The organism is Intrasporangium sp., assembly GCF_040414665.1.
Lineage (GTDB): Bacteria > Actinomycetota > Actinomycetes > Actinomycetales > Dermatophilaceae > Intrasporangium.
The window spans coordinates 1-15,507 of the sequence record NZ_JBEDUL010000107.1 but is presented as its reverse complement, the minus strand read 5'-3'; the positions used below and the strand labels follow the sequence as shown (position 1 = coordinate 15,507).

Here is a 15,507-nt window from a genome sequence, read left to right as displayed (position 1 = left end):
GGCGGGATCGGAGAGCCCACCACGTGGGGACGGAGCCTTTCCCTGGGAGCCGGCTCAGCGGCATACGGCATCCGTATGCCGCTGGGCTCGCGCCCACGCACTGGCTCCCCCACGTGGGTGGCGGCCTTCAAATGAGAGGATCGGGGCCCGGACAGCCGTGGAACGTGTGAGGGGAGTACTGCCGTGACCGCCGTGCTCTCGGTCCTGCTGGGTCTCGTCGTGGTCCTCGCGATCACGGCGGTGACGGGGTACTTCGTCGCCCAGGAGTTCGCCTACATGGCCGTGGACCGGTCCCGGCTCGGGGCCCTGTCCGCCTCGGGAGACCCCGCTGCCGGGCGGGCCCTGAAGGTCACGAGGCGCACGTCCTTCATGCTGTCCGGAGCGCAGCTGGGCATCACGGTGACCGGGCTGCTCGTCGGCTACGTGGCCGAGCCGCTCATCGGCACGGCCCTCGCGCAGATGCTCGGGTGGGCCAGCGTGCCGAGCGGCGTGGGTCTGGCGGTCGGGACCGTCCTTGCGCTCTTCGTCTCCACCATCATCCAGATGCTCTTCGGCGAGCTCGTCCCCAAGAACCTCGCGATCGCTCGGCCCGAGCCGGTCGCCAAGGCGCTGTCGCGATCCACGCTCGTCTACCTCAAGGTGTTTGGCTGGCTCGTGTGGGTGTTCGACCAGGCGTCGAACCTGCTCCTGCGGGCTCTGGGCATCGAGCCGGTGCACGACGTCGAGCACTCCGCGACGCCGCGCGACCTCGAGCACATCGTCGCGGAGTCACGCGAGAGCGGGGAGCTGCCGGACGACCTGTCGGTCCTGCTCGACCGGATCCTCGACTTCCCTGCCCAGGATGCCGAGCACGCGATGATCCCCCGGCCGCGGGTCGATGTCGTCCGTGAGACCGACCTGCTCGGCGAGGTGCGGGGGCGCATGGCCACGGGCCACAGCCGATACCCGGTGCTCGACACCGCCGGGGATGTCGTCGGCGTCGTCCATCTGGAGGACGTGCTCGCCACCCCAGAGTCCGACCAGGTGGCCGTCGGCACCATCGCGCGCGGCGTCACGGTCGTCCCCTCCGTGATGCCGCTGCCCGACGTGCTGCGCGAGCTGTCGGGGGCCGGTGACCAGCTCGCCTGTGTCGTCGACGAGTACGGCGGTTTGGCCGGCATCGTCACGGTCGAGGACCTCGCCGAGGAGCTCGTCGGCGAGATCACCGACGAGCATGATCCGCTCGAGCCAGACGCACCGGTCCTCGGGGATGACGGCAAATGGGTGATGTCGGGCGACACCCATATCGACGAGGTCGAGCGCGCTGTCGGTCGCGACCTACCCCAAGGTGACTACGAGACTGTCGCTGGCCTGGTGCTCAGCGAGCTGGGGGCCTTGCCGGAGGTCGGCGCGGTCGTCGACGTCGACCTCGAGCCGGACCCGGCCGACCTCGGGACGGACGATGCGCCGGGTTCGTGGGTCCTCCGAGTCGAGGTCATCGAGGTGGCGAGGCGGGTGCCGTCTCTCGTGCGGGTGCGCCTGGTGGAGACGACTGCTGAGACGACCGACGAGGCGACCGACGAGGCGAAGCGATGAGCAACACGTGGGTCATCATCGCCGCGACCATTGTCATCATCGCGCTCAGCGCGTTCTTCGTCGCCGTGGAGTTCGCCCTCATCGCCGCCAAGCGGCACCGGCTCGAGGACGCGGCGGGCTCCAGCCGAGCCGCTCGGGCGGCCCTGCGCAGCGCCAACGAGCTGACCCTCCTGCTCGCCGGATCGCAGCTCGGCATCACGATCTGCACCCTGGCGCTCGGCGCCATCACCAAACCGGCGGTGCACCTCTGGCTCACCCCGGTGTTCCTGTCCTGGGGTTTGCCGCAATGGTCCGCTGACGTCGCCGGATTCGTGCTCGCGCTGGTCATCGTCACCTTCCTCCATCTCGTCGTCGGCGAGATGGCGCCCAAGTCGTGGGCGATCGCCCACCCGGAACGCTCCGCCACCCTGCTCGCCCTGCCGATGCGAGCGTTCATGTGGCTGACCCGTCCGGTGCTCCGGTTCCTCAACTCGATGGCGAACGGTGTGCTCATCCGCCTCGGCATCGAGCCCGCGGACCAGGTCGCCGGCGGCCAGAGCCCCGCGGCGCTGCTGCACCTCGTGGAGCACTCCGCCAACGTGGGCGCGCTCGATGCCCGCTACTCCACCCAGCTGACGAGCGCGCTCGAGCTGGAGACCCTGACGGTCGGTGAGCTGCTCGCGCCCGACTCCCGCCCGACCGCCGTCCGGGGTTCATCCACGGCCCGCGATGTCCAGCAGGCCTCGCTCGACTCGGGTCACCTGCGGATCCTCGTCGGCGACGGCGGCATCGCCCAGGGCGTCGTGCACGTGCGGGACACGCTTGCCGTGGGGCCGGACACGCCGACGGTCTCGCTCATGCGCCCCGTCCTGCACCTCGACTCGGACACCCGGGTCTACACCGCGCTGAAGGACATGAGGCAGACCCGCAACCACTTCGCCGTCGTCGTCGAGGAGGGGCACGTGTCCGGTGTCGTGACCCTCGCCGACCTGCTGCGACGGCTTTTTCCCGAGGCGGATGTCGTAACGACTGCGTAGGCTTGCCCCAACCATCGACAGGGGGAAACGCCGATGTCCACTCGCAGCCGCATCGCCAGCATCACGTCAGTTGTCGCCGCCCTCGTGCTGTTGGGTGGTACCGCAACGGCGGCCGCACCGCAGGCCGCCGGCCCGCAACGGGACATCGACGCCTACCTGCGGGCGCATCCGGGGGGCGTCCAGGTGAGCGACAACGCCGTCGCCTACCGCGATGGCGAGGTCGTCGTCGTCTTCCCCGACCCGGGCGAGCGCCGCGCGCCGGAGGGGCTGGGGCGCAACGTCCGGAGCACCACCCTGGCGACGGAGGTCGCCGAGGACGTCGGGATGGCCGCGGCGGCGTTCGCCGGGTGCCCGTCGGGCACCGTCGACCGCTGGTACTGCTTCTACACCGACACCAACTACGGCGGCCGGCGCCTCCAGTTCCTCAACACGTGTGCGGACTATGCGGCGGACTGGGGCTTCAACAACTCGACGTCGTCATGGGTCAACACCAACCCCAACAGCCGGATCGTCGCCTGGGACTACCGGGGCGGTGAGGCCCTGTGGGTCGAGGGCTACGGCGTGTCCTCTGACAACTGGGTCGGCTCGGCGGACAACGACCGCATGTCCTACTGGACCCGGACCAACTGCTGAGACCGCCTCCTGAAACCGCCACTCAGCGAAAGACGACGTAGGAGATCACTGCCGGCACGTCGACCGCCAGGCGACCAGCCCGCGTGGTGAGGACCTGTTCGGACGCGAGCAACCGGCCGCTCTGCGGCTCGACGATGAGGACGTAGCGGGTCGGCAGGCCGCTCACGTCCGAGTCGACGGCGAAGCCCCGCCCCATTCGGCCTTCGCGGTCGGTCATCGCACCGAGCGCACGCACGTCCGGTGGCCCGGCCATCAGCCCGAGCGTCGCGGCCCGGGTCCCGGGCGCGGGCGCCTGCTCCTTGGCCAGATCCGTCAGCGCGACGAAGAGCTCGGCGGTGCCGAGAGTGTCGATCGGGTGGGCCGCCTCGAGCTGCTCGCGAAGTCCGGCTGCGTCCGTCGCGAGCTGCACCGGGAACATCCGCGGCGCCCGCTCGGACGCGAACACCTCGTCCGACACGACCTCCCCGGCGGCGGGCAGGTCCGGGGCAGTGACGTCTCCGGCCACCGGCTGTCCATAGGTCGCCCTCCGGTGCCAGGACCCGTCGGGCAGCACGTCCACGCTGACCTCGAGCGGCACCACGGCCGACCGCACCGGCTCGGCTCCGTGGACCCGAGTCGCCAGGTCCCAGGTGGCATACCGGCTGCCCGGGCGGCCCGGCACGTCGGAGCGGGCCGCGATGGACGCCAGCCGGTCGAGCTCGTTCGCGACAGCGGGGCCGGTCGTCCCGGGTGCCAGCTGTCCGGTCAGCAGGGGCGGAGTGGCGGCGAGCGCAGGCGGCGCGGAGCGCCACGGGAGGAAGGGCATTCCGAGCACGAGGGCGAGCGCGATGCCGCTGGCGACCCCGATCACCGCAAGGCGCCGGCCGTGGGCGTGCCTGGGCTTTTGAGGCTCCACACCCGCCGCTCTGGGCAGGGCGATGATGCGCTCGAGGTCGGCGGCGGCTCGCCGGGCATCATGGGCTGCCTGCGGATCGGGGACAGGGTTGAGATCCCGTAGTGCCTGCTCGATCATGGCCGGCCTCCCCCTTCCCGACGGGCCCCCAGTGGAGTGCCCAGACGCCGTGTCGACCCCTGCCGTGCGAAGCTCCCCGAGCCGTCCACAGCCCGCCGAAGGCGCTGCCTCGCGCGATGGAGCCGAACCCCTGCGGCGGCCACACTGCACTCAAGCGCTTCGGCGAGCTGCGCGAGGGGCAACCCCTCCCACGCCATCAGGAGAAGGATCTCCCGGTCGGAGTCGCTGAGCGTTCTCAGCGCCGCCGACACCCGCTCCAGCTCGCCACGGTCGACCGCCCGGGCGGAAGGATCTGCCTCCCGCGCCGCCACTGCCTCGTCGACGAGCTCGACCGGGTCCGGCACGGTGGCCCGGTTCGTCGCCATGACAACGAGCCGGGCCACCCCGAAGAGCCATCCCCCGATGGGGCTCGGTATGTCATCGAGGCGCCGCCAGGCAACCGTGAAGACTTCCGCCGTCACGTCGTCTGCCAGACCTCGATGCCATAGGCGACGCGCCACGTACGCGTGGATCTGGGCGTAGTGCCGCTGGTAGATCAGCGCGAACCGTTGCTGGTCCGACGCGTCACCACCGGTCGCCATGCCCACAGATGTCCGTTCGCCGGGTTTCTTTACACCTCGGCCACATCATTCCGTATGCCGGTCAGCTGGCTCCCACGATCGCGCGCTCTGTGCCCCCAGCCGGGTCAGCGGACATGGTGGTGGGCCAGACCCCCTCCACGAAGCCTGGCCCACCAGTCCTTGGAGTTCAGCCGCGGAACGCGTCCTTGACGTCCTCGCCGGCATCCTTCAACTGCTCGCCGCGCTGCTTGGCGTCGGCCTTGGTCTGGTCCATCTGACCCTCGGCCTCGAGGCGCTCGTTGTCCGTCGCCTTGCCTGCGGCTTCCTTGGCCTTGCCACCGAGGTCCTCGGTGACGTTCTTGGCCTTGTCCGTTGCACCCACGTCAGCTCCTTCCGTTGCACGAGCTCGGTCAACGAGTCCATACCCACTCCCGGTAGCCGAAACACGGGTCCGGCGCTGTCCGAGATGTTTGGCAGACTGGACGGGTGCCCCAAGAGACCCGTGACCTGAGCCGCTTCGCCTGGCTGTCCATCGCAGCGGCACTGGTGACGATCACGCTCAAGACCGTCGCTTGGCAGCTCACCGGCTCGGTCGGCCTGCTCTCCGACGCGGCCGAGTCGGTCGTCAACCTCGTGGCCGCAGTGGCGGTCCTCATCGCCCTGCGCGTCGCAGCGATGCCGGCGGACAAGAACCACCATTTCGGGCATGCCAAGGCCGAGTACTTCTCGGCTGCGCTCGAGGGCATGATGATCTTCGTCGCGGCTCTCGTCATCCTCTACACGTCGGTCGACCGGTTCCTCAACCCGCGCCCCATCGAGAACGTCGGCCTCGGTCTGGCCGTCTCGGCCGTTGCCTCCGTCATCAACGGCGGCGTCGCCATCATCCTCATCCGCGCCGGGCGGCAGTATCGCTCGCTCACACTGACCGCGGACGGCAAGCATCTGATGACCGACGTCTGGACCTCCGCCGGCGTGATCGCCGGCGTCATCGTGGTCGCGCTCACCGGCATCAACCGGCTTGACCCCGTCATCGCCTTCCTCGTGGGCCTCAACATCATCTGGACCGGGTGGAAGCTCATCCGCGAGTCCACCGAGGGCCTCATGGACGTTGCGCTGAGCAAGGAGGAGAACCGAGGGATCGCGGAGATCCTGGCCCGGTTCGTCAGCGAGGACGTCCACTTCCATGCGCTGCGGACACGCGTCTCGGGGCACCATCGGTTCGCCGAGGTCCATGTGCTGGTGCCCGGCGAGTGGTCGGTGCAGCGCGGGCACGACCTGGTCGAGGAGGTCGAGGCAGCGATCCATGAGGAGTTCGCCGATCTCTCGATCACGTGTCACCTCGAGCCGGCCGAGGACCCCCGCGCCTATGGCGACTACACGGCCGAGTTCCCGGTGCCGACGCACGAGGACCTGCTCCGCACGCAGCCCCCGGCGCAGCCAGCCCCATGAGCCGGTCATGAGCCCGCGTCACGTCGTGCTTCCCTCCCCCATCGGGACACTCACGGTCGTCGCCGAGGACGGCGCGGTGACCCACGTGCTCATGGACGCGGCGAAGTACCGGCCGGCGGACCCCGATGCCTTCGGCGCCGAAGCCTCGCCGGACGAGGATCCGTTCGCCGCCGCGACGGAGCAGCTGCGGGCCTACTTTGCCGGTCAGCTGCGCGACTTCGACCTGCCGCTCGCCCCGCGCGGCGACGAGTTCCACCAGCGCGTCTGGGCCTTGCTTCGCACCATCCCGTACGGCGAGACCCGCACATACGGAGACCTCGCCCGGGTCCTCGGCGACCGCAACCTGGCCCAAGCCGTCGGCAGCGCCAACGGCCGCAACCCCATCGCTGTCGTCATCCCCTGCCATCGGGTCATCGGCGCCGACGGGTCGCTCGTCGGTTACGCCGGTGGGCTGGACCGCAAGCGGTTCCTCCTCACCCTGGAGGAGCCCTCGGCGGACCACGCAGGCCGCCTCTTCTGACCGATCGAGTGAACAAGAATCGGGCCCAAGAGTTGTTCACTCGATAGTGGGCACCCGCCCGGTCCCATCGAGTGAACAACAATCGGGCCCAAGAGTTGTTCACTCGATTGGGTGGGGCTCACGGATCCGGGGTGAGGAGCGTTCTCCTGACATGAAGCAACCGTTCGAGCGGGCCGTCACGGAGCACGGGCCCGTCGTGCTCCGGGTGTGCCGGACAACCCTCGGGCCCGCCGACGCGGACGACGCGTGGTCGGAGACCTTCCTCGCCGCCCTACGCGCCTGGCCCGACCTGCCCGAGGACGCCAACGTCCGGGGCTGGCTCATCACCATCGCGCACCGCAAGGCGATCGACGTGCACCGAGCCACGGCCCGACGCCCCATCCCGGTCAACGAGATACCCGAGCCGCGCAGCGGAGCGACCGCCTCCCCCGAGGAGTCGCTTCCGGACGACGCGCTCTGGCAGTCGTTGGCCGCCCTCCCACCGAAACAACGCCAGTGCGTCGCCTACCACCATGTGGCCGGCCTGCCGCACGCCGAGGTCGCCGTCATCGTCGGCGGTACCGAGGCCGCCGCCCGCCGCGCCGCCGCCGATGGGATTGCCGCGCTGCGCCGCACCTACCTCGCCGATGAGGACGTGATCTCCCATGTCTGAGTTCCTGCCCGACACGCTCTTCCCGGCCTGGTCCACCGACCCGGTCAAGCCCAACGAAGTGCCCACCGAGCTGCGGGACCGCTTGGTGGCGCAGGCCGCGGCTGAGCACCTGCTCGACGTCACGTACCGCATCGTCGACTCGCCGCTCGGTCGGCTGCTCCTCGCCGCCACCCCGGCCGGCCTGGTCCGCGTCGCCTATGCCGCGCAGGACCACGACGCCGTCCTCCAGGAGCTGTCCGACCGTATCGGCTCCCGGGTCCTGCTCAGCCCGTCGGGACTCGATGACGTCGCCCGCCAGCTCGACGCGTACTTCACCGGCGTGCTCCGGCAGATCGACGTGCCGCTCGACCTGCGCCTCACGCAGGGGTTCCGCCGCGGTGTGCTCGGCCACCTCCGGCAGATCCCGTTCGGCCGGACCGAGAGCTATGCGGAGGTCGCCGCCGCGGCTGGGAGCCCTCGTGCCGTGCGGGCCGTCGGCTCGGCCTGCGCCACGAACCCGATGCCCATCGTCATCCCGTGCCACCGCGTCGTCCGGACCGGCGGCGGCCTCGGCGGCTATGTCGGAGGGCTCGACGCCAAGAGGTTCCTGCTCGACCTCGAGCAGGCCGCCTGACCGGTACGAGCCGGCCGGTTCGAGGTATTCGGTTCGAGGTTGGATCTCGCTCTCGGGAGCGACGGCATACCTCGAACCGGAATACCTCGAACCGTGCTGCAACGGTTGACGAGGCCCGCGTGTCCTACCTCGTGTACGACACTGGGCCCATCCCTACGACCAGACCGGGGAGCAGATGCGACGCACGGACGAGGAGGCGTTCCGCGCCTTCGTCACCGAGCGGCAAACCGTGCTGCGACGACGCGCGTTCCTGCTCTGCGGCAACTGGGCCGACGGCGACGAGCTCGTCCAGGAGGCGCTGGCCCGCGTCTACGTCGCCTGGCATCGCATCGCGCCGGGGGCCGAGACGGCCTACACCCGACGCACCATGTTGAACGTCTACCTCAACGACCAGCGCAAGCGCCGCCGCGAGGTCCTCACCGACGAGACGCCCGAGCCTGCCGTGACCGACCATGACCGTGAGCTCGCCCTCACGCTGACGGAGCTGCTCAAGGACCTGCCGGACAAGCAGCGCGCCGTCATCGTGCTCCGGTTCTGGGAGGACCTCACCGTGCCCCAGATCGCCGAGTGCACCGGCGTCGCCGAGGGCACCATCAAGAGCCAGATCTCACGGGCGCTCGCCGCGCTCCGCGACCGGCTCGCCGAACCACCCCTGACCGGAGCAGGAGCGGTGCCATGACGCATCCGGACCAGAGCGAGCAGCAGCTGAGAAGGGCTCTGCGCACCATGAACGATCTCCAGCCACCCACGGACGAGCTGTTCGTCCAGCGCGCGGTCATCCGCGGCCGGGCCCGCACGCACCGCCGCCGCAACGCCCTCGTCGCGGCGGCCGCGGCCCTCGTCGTCGTCGCCGGTGGCGGCGGTGCGTGGCTGCTCCACGGTGGTCTGCCCGGAGCCCAAACCGCCTCCTCGGCATCCGTACCGGAAGTGATGAGCGACAGCGGCTCCCAGGGCGCCCCCGAGGGAGGCGCCGGCGGCCGCGAGCAGCCGACGTTCTCGGCCGGCCCCGACAAGGCACCGGTGCCGTCGGCCGCGGCCGGGAGCGACTGGTTCGTCGGCCCGCTCACGCCCCAGCGCGCCGCGATCGAGGCCCTCGCCCCCGAGCTGACGACCGCTTGGGCCTCGACCTTCTCGGGGGCCTGGGCGACGGACGGGACCAACCAGCGCATCGTCGTGGCCCTCACGCATCCAGACCTCGACCTGGAGCGGTGGATCTCGGCGAACGTCCGCGACGCCACGGCCGTGGAGTTCGTCACGGCGACCCACAACTACTCGGACAAGGCCGCCCTGGTCCGACGCATCTCTGCCGATGCGCCGGCGCTCGCGACGGAGGGCATCGTCGTCTCGACCGTGAGGCAGGACTTCCCGGCCGACCGCGTCGCCATCGCGGCCTCCGGCACCGACGCCGAAGCCCGACTCAAGGAGCGGTATGGCGCCGACTGGGTCACCGTCACCCCACTACCCGCCGGACCGGGCGGCACCCTCCTGACGCCGCCCCCGCGCTGACCCGACCACGCGCGAAGTCGACCGGCGAGCGCGACCGGGCTCAGCGGCATACGGCATGTCCACCTACGATCACCGCATGGAGGCACCACCCCCGCCCAAGGCGCCCATGAGCCCACAGGACGCCCTGCGACGCATCGGCTTCCTGCTCGAGCGGGCCCGGGAGAGCCCGTACCGGGTGGCGGCGTTCCGGCGGGCGGCCGAGGCGATCCGGCTCATCTCCGATGAGGAGCTGGACGAGCGCGTCCGGGCCGGCACCCTCAAGCAGATCAAGGGCATCGGGGACTCCACCGCGGCCATCATCGTGCAGGCGGTGCGCGGGGTCATGCCGGCCTACCTCGCGACCCTCGAGGAGCAGCACGGCGCGCCGCTCAGCTGGGACGGCGCCGAGCTCTACACCGCCCTCACCGGAGACCTTCACGTCCACTCCGACTGGAGCGACGGGGGCAGCCCGATCGAGGAGATGGTCCTCACCGCGGTCGAGCTCGGCCAGGACTGGATGGCGCTCACCGACCACTCTCCCCGCCTCACCATCGCCAACGGGCTGTCCCGCGAGCGCCTCACCCAGCAGCTGCAGCGGGTCCATGCCATCAACGCGTCACTCGGTGGCACGTTCCGGCTGCTCAAGGGGATCGAGGTCGACATCAACCTCGACGGGACGCTGGACCAGGACCCCGACATGCTCGAGCAGCTCGACGTCGTCACGGCCTCGGTCCACTCGAAGCTGCGCCAACCCTCATATGAGATGACGCCGAGAATGCTTGCGGCCGTGCGTAATCCGCGCACCAACGTGCTCGGCCACTGCACCGGGCGGCTCGTCACGGGCGGTCGCGGGAAGCGGCCGGAGTCGCAGTTCGACGCGGAGAAGGTCTTCCGGGCGTGCCTCCAGCACGACGTCGCCGTCGAGATCAACTCCCGTCCCGAGCGGCAGGATCCGCCCGACGAGCTGATCGAGCTGGCCCGTGACCTCGGCTGCCTCTTCGCGATCGACTCGGACGCCCATGCCCCCGGTCAGCTGGACATGAAGCTGCTCGGTTGCGAGCGCGCCGAACGGCTCCGGATCCCCGCCGAGCGCATCGTCACGACCTGGCCCGTGGAGGACCTGCTGGCATGGGCGAAGGCCTGAGCCGGCCGGCTCGCGGGGTGCTCCAGCCGATTTGGTGGCGCGCGGAAACTCCCTTATAGTTTCGACGTCCCAAACGGAACAGGTCGGGATGCGTCCCCATCGTCTAGCGGCCTAGGACTCCGCCCTTTCACGGCGGCAGCACGGGTTCGAATCCCGTTGGGGATACGCACGACAAGTCCATAGCAAGGCCCCGTAGCGCAGTTGGTTAGCGCGCCGCCCTGTCACGGCGGAGGTCGCCGGTTCGAGCCCGGTCGGGGTCGCTTCACACCAGAGGCGCCGCTCCACATGGAGCGGCGCCTCTCGCTGTGCCTGGGTGGCGTCACGCCAATGCCGTATGCCGCTGAGCCCGTCCCGCTCGCGCCGCACCTGCCAGCCCTCCCGCCCGCCCCTCGAGTGTGCACTTTGCACGCGGGGTGACGGGCTGGGACTGCACACTCGAGGTGAGGAACCGGGCGGGAACTGCACCCCTCGAGGTGGGGTGGACGTCAGCGGTGGCCGGCCCGGAGGACCAGCTCGAGCTCGAACCGGACCTCCGGGTCGTCCAGCGCCTCACCGAAGAGCTCCTTCAGCTGACCGACCCGGTACCCGACGGTCTGCTGGTGCACGAACAGCTCGGCGGCGATCGGCGCGCGCTGCCCCTGGTGCCGCAACCACGACAGCAGCGTCTCGGCGAGCCGCCCCCGGACTGCCGGCCGCAGCCCGTCGAGCGGGGCGAGCCGGCGCCGGGCGAGGTCCGCAGTGGCGAGCGGCTCGGCTCGGACGACGAGCTCGGCGAGGTGCTCCTCCACCCAGACGGGCGGGTCTTCCTCACCCGCCGGGTCTGCGAGGCCGTGCGCCCCAGCCGAGACGGCCAGGTGGAGCGACTCGGCGGCCTGCTGCCAGGGACGAGCCGGGCCGATGATGGCCTGCCGTCCACGCAGCCCCCGGTTCAGCTCCTTGGTGCGCGAGGCGGGGCTGCCGAAGGGCACGATGACGGCGACCTCGGTTCCCCGCTCTGCCACCAGAGCCTCGGGCCCCAGCGCCGCCCGCACCCCCTCGAGCCGACTCGGCGGCAGGGTCGCGACGACGACGACGTCGGGCAGCTGCCAGCCCAGGGCAGTCGCGGCCCGCTGCACACCGCTCTCCGTCTCGCCGCGCAGGATCATCTCGAGCAGCTCACCGCGCCGACGCTGGTGCTCGCCCGCACGTTCGGACTGCTCGAGCGCATAGCCCTGGGCGCTCGCGGCCGACAGCTCGTCGATGTAGGCGAACAGGGACTCGCCGAGGGAGAGGATGACGTCCGGCGCGAGCTCCGACACATCGACCGTGCGCGAGATCGCCCGCAGGGTCACCCGGGCTCCGTACCGGTAGGCGGAGAGGAGGGACTCGAGGCTGCGCCCGGAGCGGACCTCGCCGCGGCCGAGGTTCTCGTAGACCCACTTGCCGTCCTCCGACAGGGCGGGCAGGCGCGTCCCCGGCAGGTCGAGGAAGCGGTTCAGTGCGATCGTGACTCCCTGCCGGACGCCTTGGCCGAAGCGCCCCTCCATCGGCATGGCATACACGGGCACGTCCCGGGGGATGCCGTCGATGATGGCCTCGACGATCTCGCCGATGACGGGCCGCAGCACCGTACTGATTTCGGCAGGGAGAGACAACCACGGCGGATCGGAGGTGGCGTGGGGCACGGCTGGGTCCCTGTTTTTGTCGCGACACGATAGTTTCTGAGAACAAAGAGTACCCCTCGACCCAAGATGTCCGAGCCGGTCCCGGGAGATATTCGTAGGTATGGCCCAGCTCCGCGCGCTTCGCCGCGTCGCCTCCGTTCTGACGACGCCCCTGGCGCCCGAGGACTTCCTGCGCCTGGTCAACCCGCTGGCCTCGACTCGGCAGCTCCGCGGCCTCGTCACCCAGGTCGTCCCCGAGACGGCCGACTCGGCAACGATCCGCTTCCGGCCGGGCAAGGGCTGGAACGCCCACGAGGCCGGGCAATGGGCGCGCATCGGCGTCGAGATCGACGGCATCCGCCAGTGGCGCAGCTACTCCCTGTCCGCCCCCGCAGGCGCAGACCCCGCGATCACGGTCACCGCGATCGGCCATGTCTCCACCGCCCTCGTGCGCAACACCAAGCCGGGCGACGTCCTCTTCCTCGACGTCCCGCAGGGCGACTTCGTCCTCCCCCGGCACCCACGCCCGCTGCTCATGCTGACCGCGGGCAGCGGCCTCACCCCCGTCATGTCCATGATCCGCACGCTGATCCCCCGCCGCCCCGACGCGGACGTCGTGCTCATCCACTCCTCCCGAACCCGCGCCGACGCGCTCTTCCACGACGAGCTGCTCGAGCTCGCCGACCAGTTCCCCGGTCTGACCGTCAAGCACTGGTTCACCCGCGAGGAGCAGGGCCGCCGGCTCGACCTGACCGACTTCGCCGATCTCGAGACGCTCTGCCCCGACTGGCAGGCGCGGGCCGCCTACGCCTGTGGCCCCGCCGAGTTCCTCGACGCCGCCACCGCCCTCTGGGAGGGCGGCGCCCATGACGGCGAGAGCAACCTGACGATCGAGCGCTTCGCCCCCGTCCTGCTCCCTGGTGCCGGAGGCGAGGGCGGCCGCGTCACCTTCGAGAAGTCGGACAAGGAGATCGAGGTCGATGGCGACGTGCCCCTCCTCGAGGCCGGCGAGGAGTGCGGCGTCGTCATGCCGAGCGGGTGCCGCATGGGCATCTGCCGCAGCTGCCTGACGCCTCTCGTGGCTGGACGGGTAAGGGACCTGCGCACCGGCGAGGTGCATGGCGACGAAGGCGAGCTCATCCAAACCTGCGTCAACGCTGCCGCGGGCCCCGTCCACCTGGACATCTGAGAAGGGAACACTTCACATGACCGCCACGGTGAACCGCCCGGTCGACCTGGCCCGGACCGCACCCGCGACCGTCCCCGGCGTCTCCACGTCGCAAGCCCCAGCAGCGTCCACCCCATCCCTGCGCCCGCGCAAACCCCTGCTCGCTCCACAGGGCGGCCCCACCGTCCGGCCTCCCGCCGCGGCGCACCTGAGCGACGCCGACGTCGAGCGGCTCGGCAAGGAGCTCGACGCCCTCCGCGACCGGATCATCGCATCGCGTGGAGCCAAGGACGCCGCGTACATCCGCCGCGTCATTCGGGTCCAGCGCACCCTCGAGCTCGCCGGCAGGGCCACGCTGCTGTTCTCCCGCAAGCGGGCCGCATTCGTCGCGGGCACGGCGATGCTCTCGGTCGCCAAGATCCTCGAGAACATGGAGATCGGCCACAACGTCCTGCACGGCCAGTGGGACTGGATGCGCGACCCCGACATCCACTCGACGACGTGGGAGTGGGACTTCGTGTCCCCCGCGAAGTCGTGGAAGCACACGCACAACGACCTGCACCACACGTGGACCAACGTCCTGGGCAAGGACAAGGACGTGGGCTACTCGATCCTGCGCATGGACGAGGACCAGAAGTGGGAGCCGCGTCACCTGTTCAACCCGCTCTACAACGCGGTTCTCGCCCCGTTCTTCGAGTGGGGCATCGCGATCTACGACCTCGACCTCGAGGCCTGGCGCGACGGTGACAAGACCACCGAGGCCGTCAAGAGCGACCTCAAGGACACGATGCGCAAGGTCGGCCGGCAGTTCGGCAAGGACTACGTTGCGACGCCCCTCGCCGCGGTGCCGTTCGGGTCGGGCAAGGAGGCCTTCATCGGCACCTTCACGGCCAACATGATCCGCAACGTGTGGGCGCACTCGGTGATCTTCTGCGGCCACTTCCCGGACGGTGTCGACACCTTCACCGAGGAGGAGATCGAGGGCGAGACCCGCGGCGACTGGTACATCCGCCAGATGCTCGGGTCGGCCAACATCTCCGGCAGCAAGCTCATGCACATCATGACGGGCAACCTCAGCCACCAGATCGAGCACCACTGCTTCCCCGACCTGCCGAGCAACCGGTATGCCGAGGTCGCCGTCGAGCTGCGCGAGATCTGCGCTCGCTACGGGCTGCCCTACACGACCGGGCCGATGCCCAAGCAGGTCGCTTCGGCGTGGGCGAAGGTCTTCCGGCTCGCGCTGCCTCCCAAGCGCGACAGGCGGCTGCCCAAGGCCGCGGTGAACACCGTCCCGCCGGTTGCGCGACGTTCCCCGCTGCCCATCGCCGCCCGTGTCGTCTGACGCGGTCGCGGTCCCGACGGCCGCGTTCTTCGACCTCGACCGGACCCTGATCCGCGGCTCGGCGAACTATCCGCTCGCCGTGGCCGCCTTCCGGGGTGGCCACGTGCCGTGGCTCGACCTCGTGAAGGACACCGTCAACGCGATCGCCTTCCACCGCAAGGGATCCACAGACGAAGGGTCGGCCGCCCTGCGCGAGCGGATCCTGCGGGCAGTGGCCGGCGTGCGGCAGGCAGACGTCATCCACCTGGCCCACGGGATCGTGCCGACCATCGTCCGCAAGGTCATCCCGGCGTCGGCAGTCCTGCTGTCCGACGCCCGCGCGCTCGGCCAGGACCGCATCGTGGTGTCCGCCTCGCCCATCGAGCTCGTCCAGCCGATCGCCGACGCGCTGGGTCTGGAGGGCGCCGTCGCGACGCGGAGCGAGCTCGACGGCGAGGGCCGCTACACGGGGCACCTGGCCGGCGAGTTCTGCTACGGCGCCGGCAAGGTCGTCGAGATCGAGAAGCTTGCGGCGGAGCGAGGCTACGACCTCTCCCGCTGCGCGGCATACAGCGACTCGATCAGCGACCTGCCGATGATGGAGCGCGTCGGCACCGCGGTCGCGGTGAACCCCGACCGTGAGCTGCGCGAGATCGCCCGGCACCGCGGCTGGCGGATCGTCGAGGTCGGCCGCAAACGGCACTAGGCACGGCCGG

The 15,507-nt window shown here is 70.5% G+C and carries 17 protein-coding genes and 2 tRNA genes; 15 read left to right on the top strand and 4 right to left on the bottom strand.

Annotation, left to right across the window (positions count from 1 at the left end):
• Positions 1–183: 183 nt before the first annotated feature.
• From ABF401_RS11545 to ABF401_RS11535, 3 genes are read left to right on the top strand one after another with little or no spacing between them, the layout of a single operon-like run.
• Positions 184–1,575: a hemolysin family protein gene (locus ABF401_RS11545; RefSeq protein ID WP_353509710.1), complete on the top strand. Its 1,392-nt coding sequence runs from the start codon at positions 184–186 to the stop codon at positions 1,573–1,575.
• On the top strand, positions 1,572–2,591 hold the full coding sequence (locus ABF401_RS11540; RefSeq protein WP_353509709.1) for a hemolysin family protein: 1,020 nt from the start codon (positions 1,572–1,574) through the stop codon (positions 2,589–2,591). The genes ABF401_RS11545 and ABF401_RS11540 overlap by 4 nt, the downstream gene beginning before the upstream one ends.
• A gap of 33 nt (positions 2,592–2,624) precedes the next feature.
• Positions 2,625–3,224, top strand: a complete 600-nt coding sequence (locus ABF401_RS11535) for a peptidase inhibitor family I36 protein (protein WP_353509708.1) — start codon at positions 2,625–2,627, stop codon at positions 3,222–3,224.
• A gap of 22 nt (positions 3,225–3,246) precedes the next feature.
• On the opposite strand, the gene ABF401_RS11530 is transcribed toward ABF401_RS11535, so the two are convergent.
• The 3 genes from ABF401_RS11530 to ABF401_RS11520 form a co-directional block, all read right to left on the bottom strand.
• Complete coding sequence (locus ABF401_RS11530; protein ID WP_353509707.1) at positions 3,247–4,236, bottom strand: hypothetical protein; 990 nt, start codon at positions 4,234–4,236, stop codon at positions 3,247–3,249.
• A complete protein-coding gene (locus ABF401_RS11525) occupies positions 4,233–4,817 on the bottom strand; it encodes an RNA polymerase sigma factor (RefSeq protein ID WP_353509706.1) in 585 nt (194 codons plus the stop codon). Before ABF401_RS11525 ends, ABF401_RS11530 begins: the two co-directional genes overlap by 4 nt.
• A 166-nt stretch (positions 4,818–4,983) precedes the next feature.
• Positions 4,984–5,178 carry a CsbD family protein gene (locus ABF401_RS11520; RefSeq protein ID WP_353509705.1) on the bottom strand — a complete coding sequence of 65 codons (195 nt, stop codon included), beginning with the start codon at positions 5,176–5,178 and terminating at the stop codon, positions 4,984–4,986.
• A 104-nt stretch (positions 5,179–5,282) separates the two neighbouring features.
• Between ABF401_RS11520 and ABF401_RS11515 the strand changes: the two genes are divergently transcribed.
• The 9 genes from ABF401_RS11515 to ABF401_RS11475 all read left to right on the top strand — a co-directional run bounded on the left by ABF401_RS11515 (position 5,283) and on the right by ABF401_RS11475 (position 10,919).
• On the top strand, positions 5,283–6,245 hold the full coding sequence (locus tag ABF401_RS11515) for a cation diffusion facilitator family transporter (protein ID WP_353509704.1): 963 nt from the start codon (positions 5,283–5,285) through the stop codon (positions 6,243–6,245).
• A gap of 7 nt (positions 6,246–6,252) precedes the next feature.
• On the top strand, positions 6,253–6,765 hold the full coding sequence (locus ABF401_RS11510) for a methylated-DNA--[protein]-cysteine S-methyltransferase (RefSeq protein ID WP_353509703.1): 513 nt from the start codon (positions 6,253–6,255) through the stop codon (positions 6,763–6,765).
• 151 nt (positions 6,766–6,916) lie between these two features.
• Positions 6,917–7,417: an RNA polymerase sigma factor gene (locus tag ABF401_RS11505; protein ID WP_353509702.1), complete on the top strand. Its 501-nt coding sequence runs from the start codon at positions 6,917–6,919 to the stop codon at positions 7,415–7,417.
• A complete protein-coding gene (locus ABF401_RS11500; RefSeq protein ID WP_353509701.1) occupies positions 7,410–8,030 on the top strand; it encodes a methylated-DNA--[protein]-cysteine S-methyltransferase in 621 nt (206 codons plus the stop codon). The genes ABF401_RS11505 and ABF401_RS11500 overlap by 8 nt, the downstream gene beginning before the upstream one ends.
• A 175-nt stretch (positions 8,031–8,205) precedes the next feature.
• Entirely contained in the window at positions 8,206–8,709 is a 504-nt protein-coding gene (locus ABF401_RS11495; RefSeq protein WP_353509700.1) for a SigE family RNA polymerase sigma factor, read from the top strand.
• Complete coding sequence (locus ABF401_RS11490) at positions 8,706–9,536, top strand: hypothetical protein (protein ID WP_353509699.1); 831 nt, start codon at positions 8,706–8,708, stop codon at positions 9,534–9,536. The genes ABF401_RS11495 and ABF401_RS11490 overlap by 4 nt, the downstream gene beginning before the upstream one ends.
• A 76-nt stretch (positions 9,537–9,612) precedes the next feature.
• Positions 9,613–10,659, top strand: a complete 1,047-nt coding sequence (locus tag ABF401_RS11485; protein WP_353509698.1) for a PHP domain-containing protein — start codon at positions 9,613–9,615, stop codon at positions 10,657–10,659.
• 92 nt (positions 10,660–10,751) lie between these two features.
• Positions 10,752–10,824: transfer RNA gene (locus tag ABF401_RS11480), tRNA-Glu, on the top strand.
• 21 nt (positions 10,825–10,845) lie between these two features.
• Positions 10,846–10,919: transfer RNA gene (locus ABF401_RS11475), tRNA-Asp, on the top strand.
• Positions 10,920–11,144: 225 nt separating this feature from the next.
• On the opposite strand, the gene ABF401_RS11470 is transcribed toward ABF401_RS11475, so the two are convergent.
• Positions 11,145–12,323, bottom strand: coding sequence for a PucR family transcriptional regulator (locus tag ABF401_RS11470; RefSeq protein ID WP_353509697.1), 1,179 nt, complete (start codon positions 12,321–12,323; stop codon positions 11,145–11,147).
• Positions 12,324–12,423: 100 nt separating this feature from the next.
• Between ABF401_RS11470 and ABF401_RS11465 the strand changes: the two genes are divergently transcribed.
• From ABF401_RS11465 to ABF401_RS11455, 3 genes are read left to right on the top strand one after another with little or no spacing between them, the layout of a single operon-like run.
• Positions 12,424–13,491 carry a ferredoxin reductase gene (locus ABF401_RS11465; protein ID WP_353509696.1) on the top strand — a complete coding sequence of 356 codons (1,068 nt, stop codon included), beginning with the start codon at positions 12,424–12,426 and terminating at the stop codon, positions 13,489–13,491.
• Positions 13,492–13,507: 16 nt separating this feature from the next.
• Positions 13,508–14,812, top strand: coding sequence for a fatty acid desaturase family protein (locus tag ABF401_RS11460; protein ID WP_353509695.1), 1,305 nt, complete (start codon positions 13,508–13,510; stop codon positions 14,810–14,812).
• Positions 14,802–15,497: an HAD family hydrolase gene (locus tag ABF401_RS11455; protein ID WP_353509694.1), complete on the top strand. Its 696-nt coding sequence runs from the start codon at positions 14,802–14,804 to the stop codon at positions 15,495–15,497. The genes ABF401_RS11460 and ABF401_RS11455 overlap by 11 nt, the downstream gene beginning before the upstream one ends.
• The last annotated feature ends 10 nt before the right edge of the window (positions 15,498–15,507 follow it).

Coding starts and splice junctions, on each gene's coding strand:
- ABF401_RS11465 (WP_353509696.1), top strand. CDS start 12,424: ATGGCCCAGCTCCGCGCGCTTCGCCGCGTCGCCTCCGTTCTGACGACG.
- ABF401_RS11505 (WP_353509702.1), top strand. CDS start 6,917: ATGAAGCAACCGTTCGAGCGGGCCGTCACGGAGCACGGGCCCGTCGTG.
- ABF401_RS11490 (WP_353509699.1), top strand. CDS start 8,706: ATGACGCATCCGGACCAGAGCGAGCAGCAGCTGAGAAGGGCTCTGCGC.
- ABF401_RS11510 (WP_353509703.1), top strand. CDS start 6,253: ATGAGCCCGCGTCACGTCGTGCTTCCCTCCCCCATCGGGACACTCACG.
- ABF401_RS11500 (WP_353509701.1), top strand. CDS start 7,410: ATGTCTGAGTTCCTGCCCGACACGCTCTTCCCGGCCTGGTCCACCGAC.
- ABF401_RS11530 (WP_353509707.1), bottom strand. CDS start 4,236: ATGATCGAGCAGGCACTACGGGATCTCAACCCTGTCCCCGATCCGCAG.
- ABF401_RS11540 (WP_353509709.1), top strand. CDS start 1,572: ATGAGCAACACGTGGGTCATCATCGCCGCGACCATTGTCATCATCGCG.
- ABF401_RS11460 (WP_353509695.1), top strand. CDS start 13,508: ATGACCGCCACGGTGAACCGCCCGGTCGACCTGGCCCGGACCGCACCC.
- ABF401_RS11525 (WP_353509706.1), bottom strand. CDS start 4,817: ATGGCGACCGGTGGTGACGCGTCGGACCAGCAACGGTTCGCGCTGATC.
- ABF401_RS11485 (WP_353509698.1), top strand. CDS start 9,613: ATGGAGGCACCACCCCCGCCCAAGGCGCCCATGAGCCCACAGGACGCC.
- ABF401_RS11495 (WP_353509700.1), top strand. CDS start 8,206: ATGCGACGCACGGACGAGGAGGCGTTCCGCGCCTTCGTCACCGAGCGG.
- ABF401_RS11535 (WP_353509708.1), top strand. CDS start 2,625: ATGTCCACTCGCAGCCGCATCGCCAGCATCACGTCAGTTGTCGCCGCC.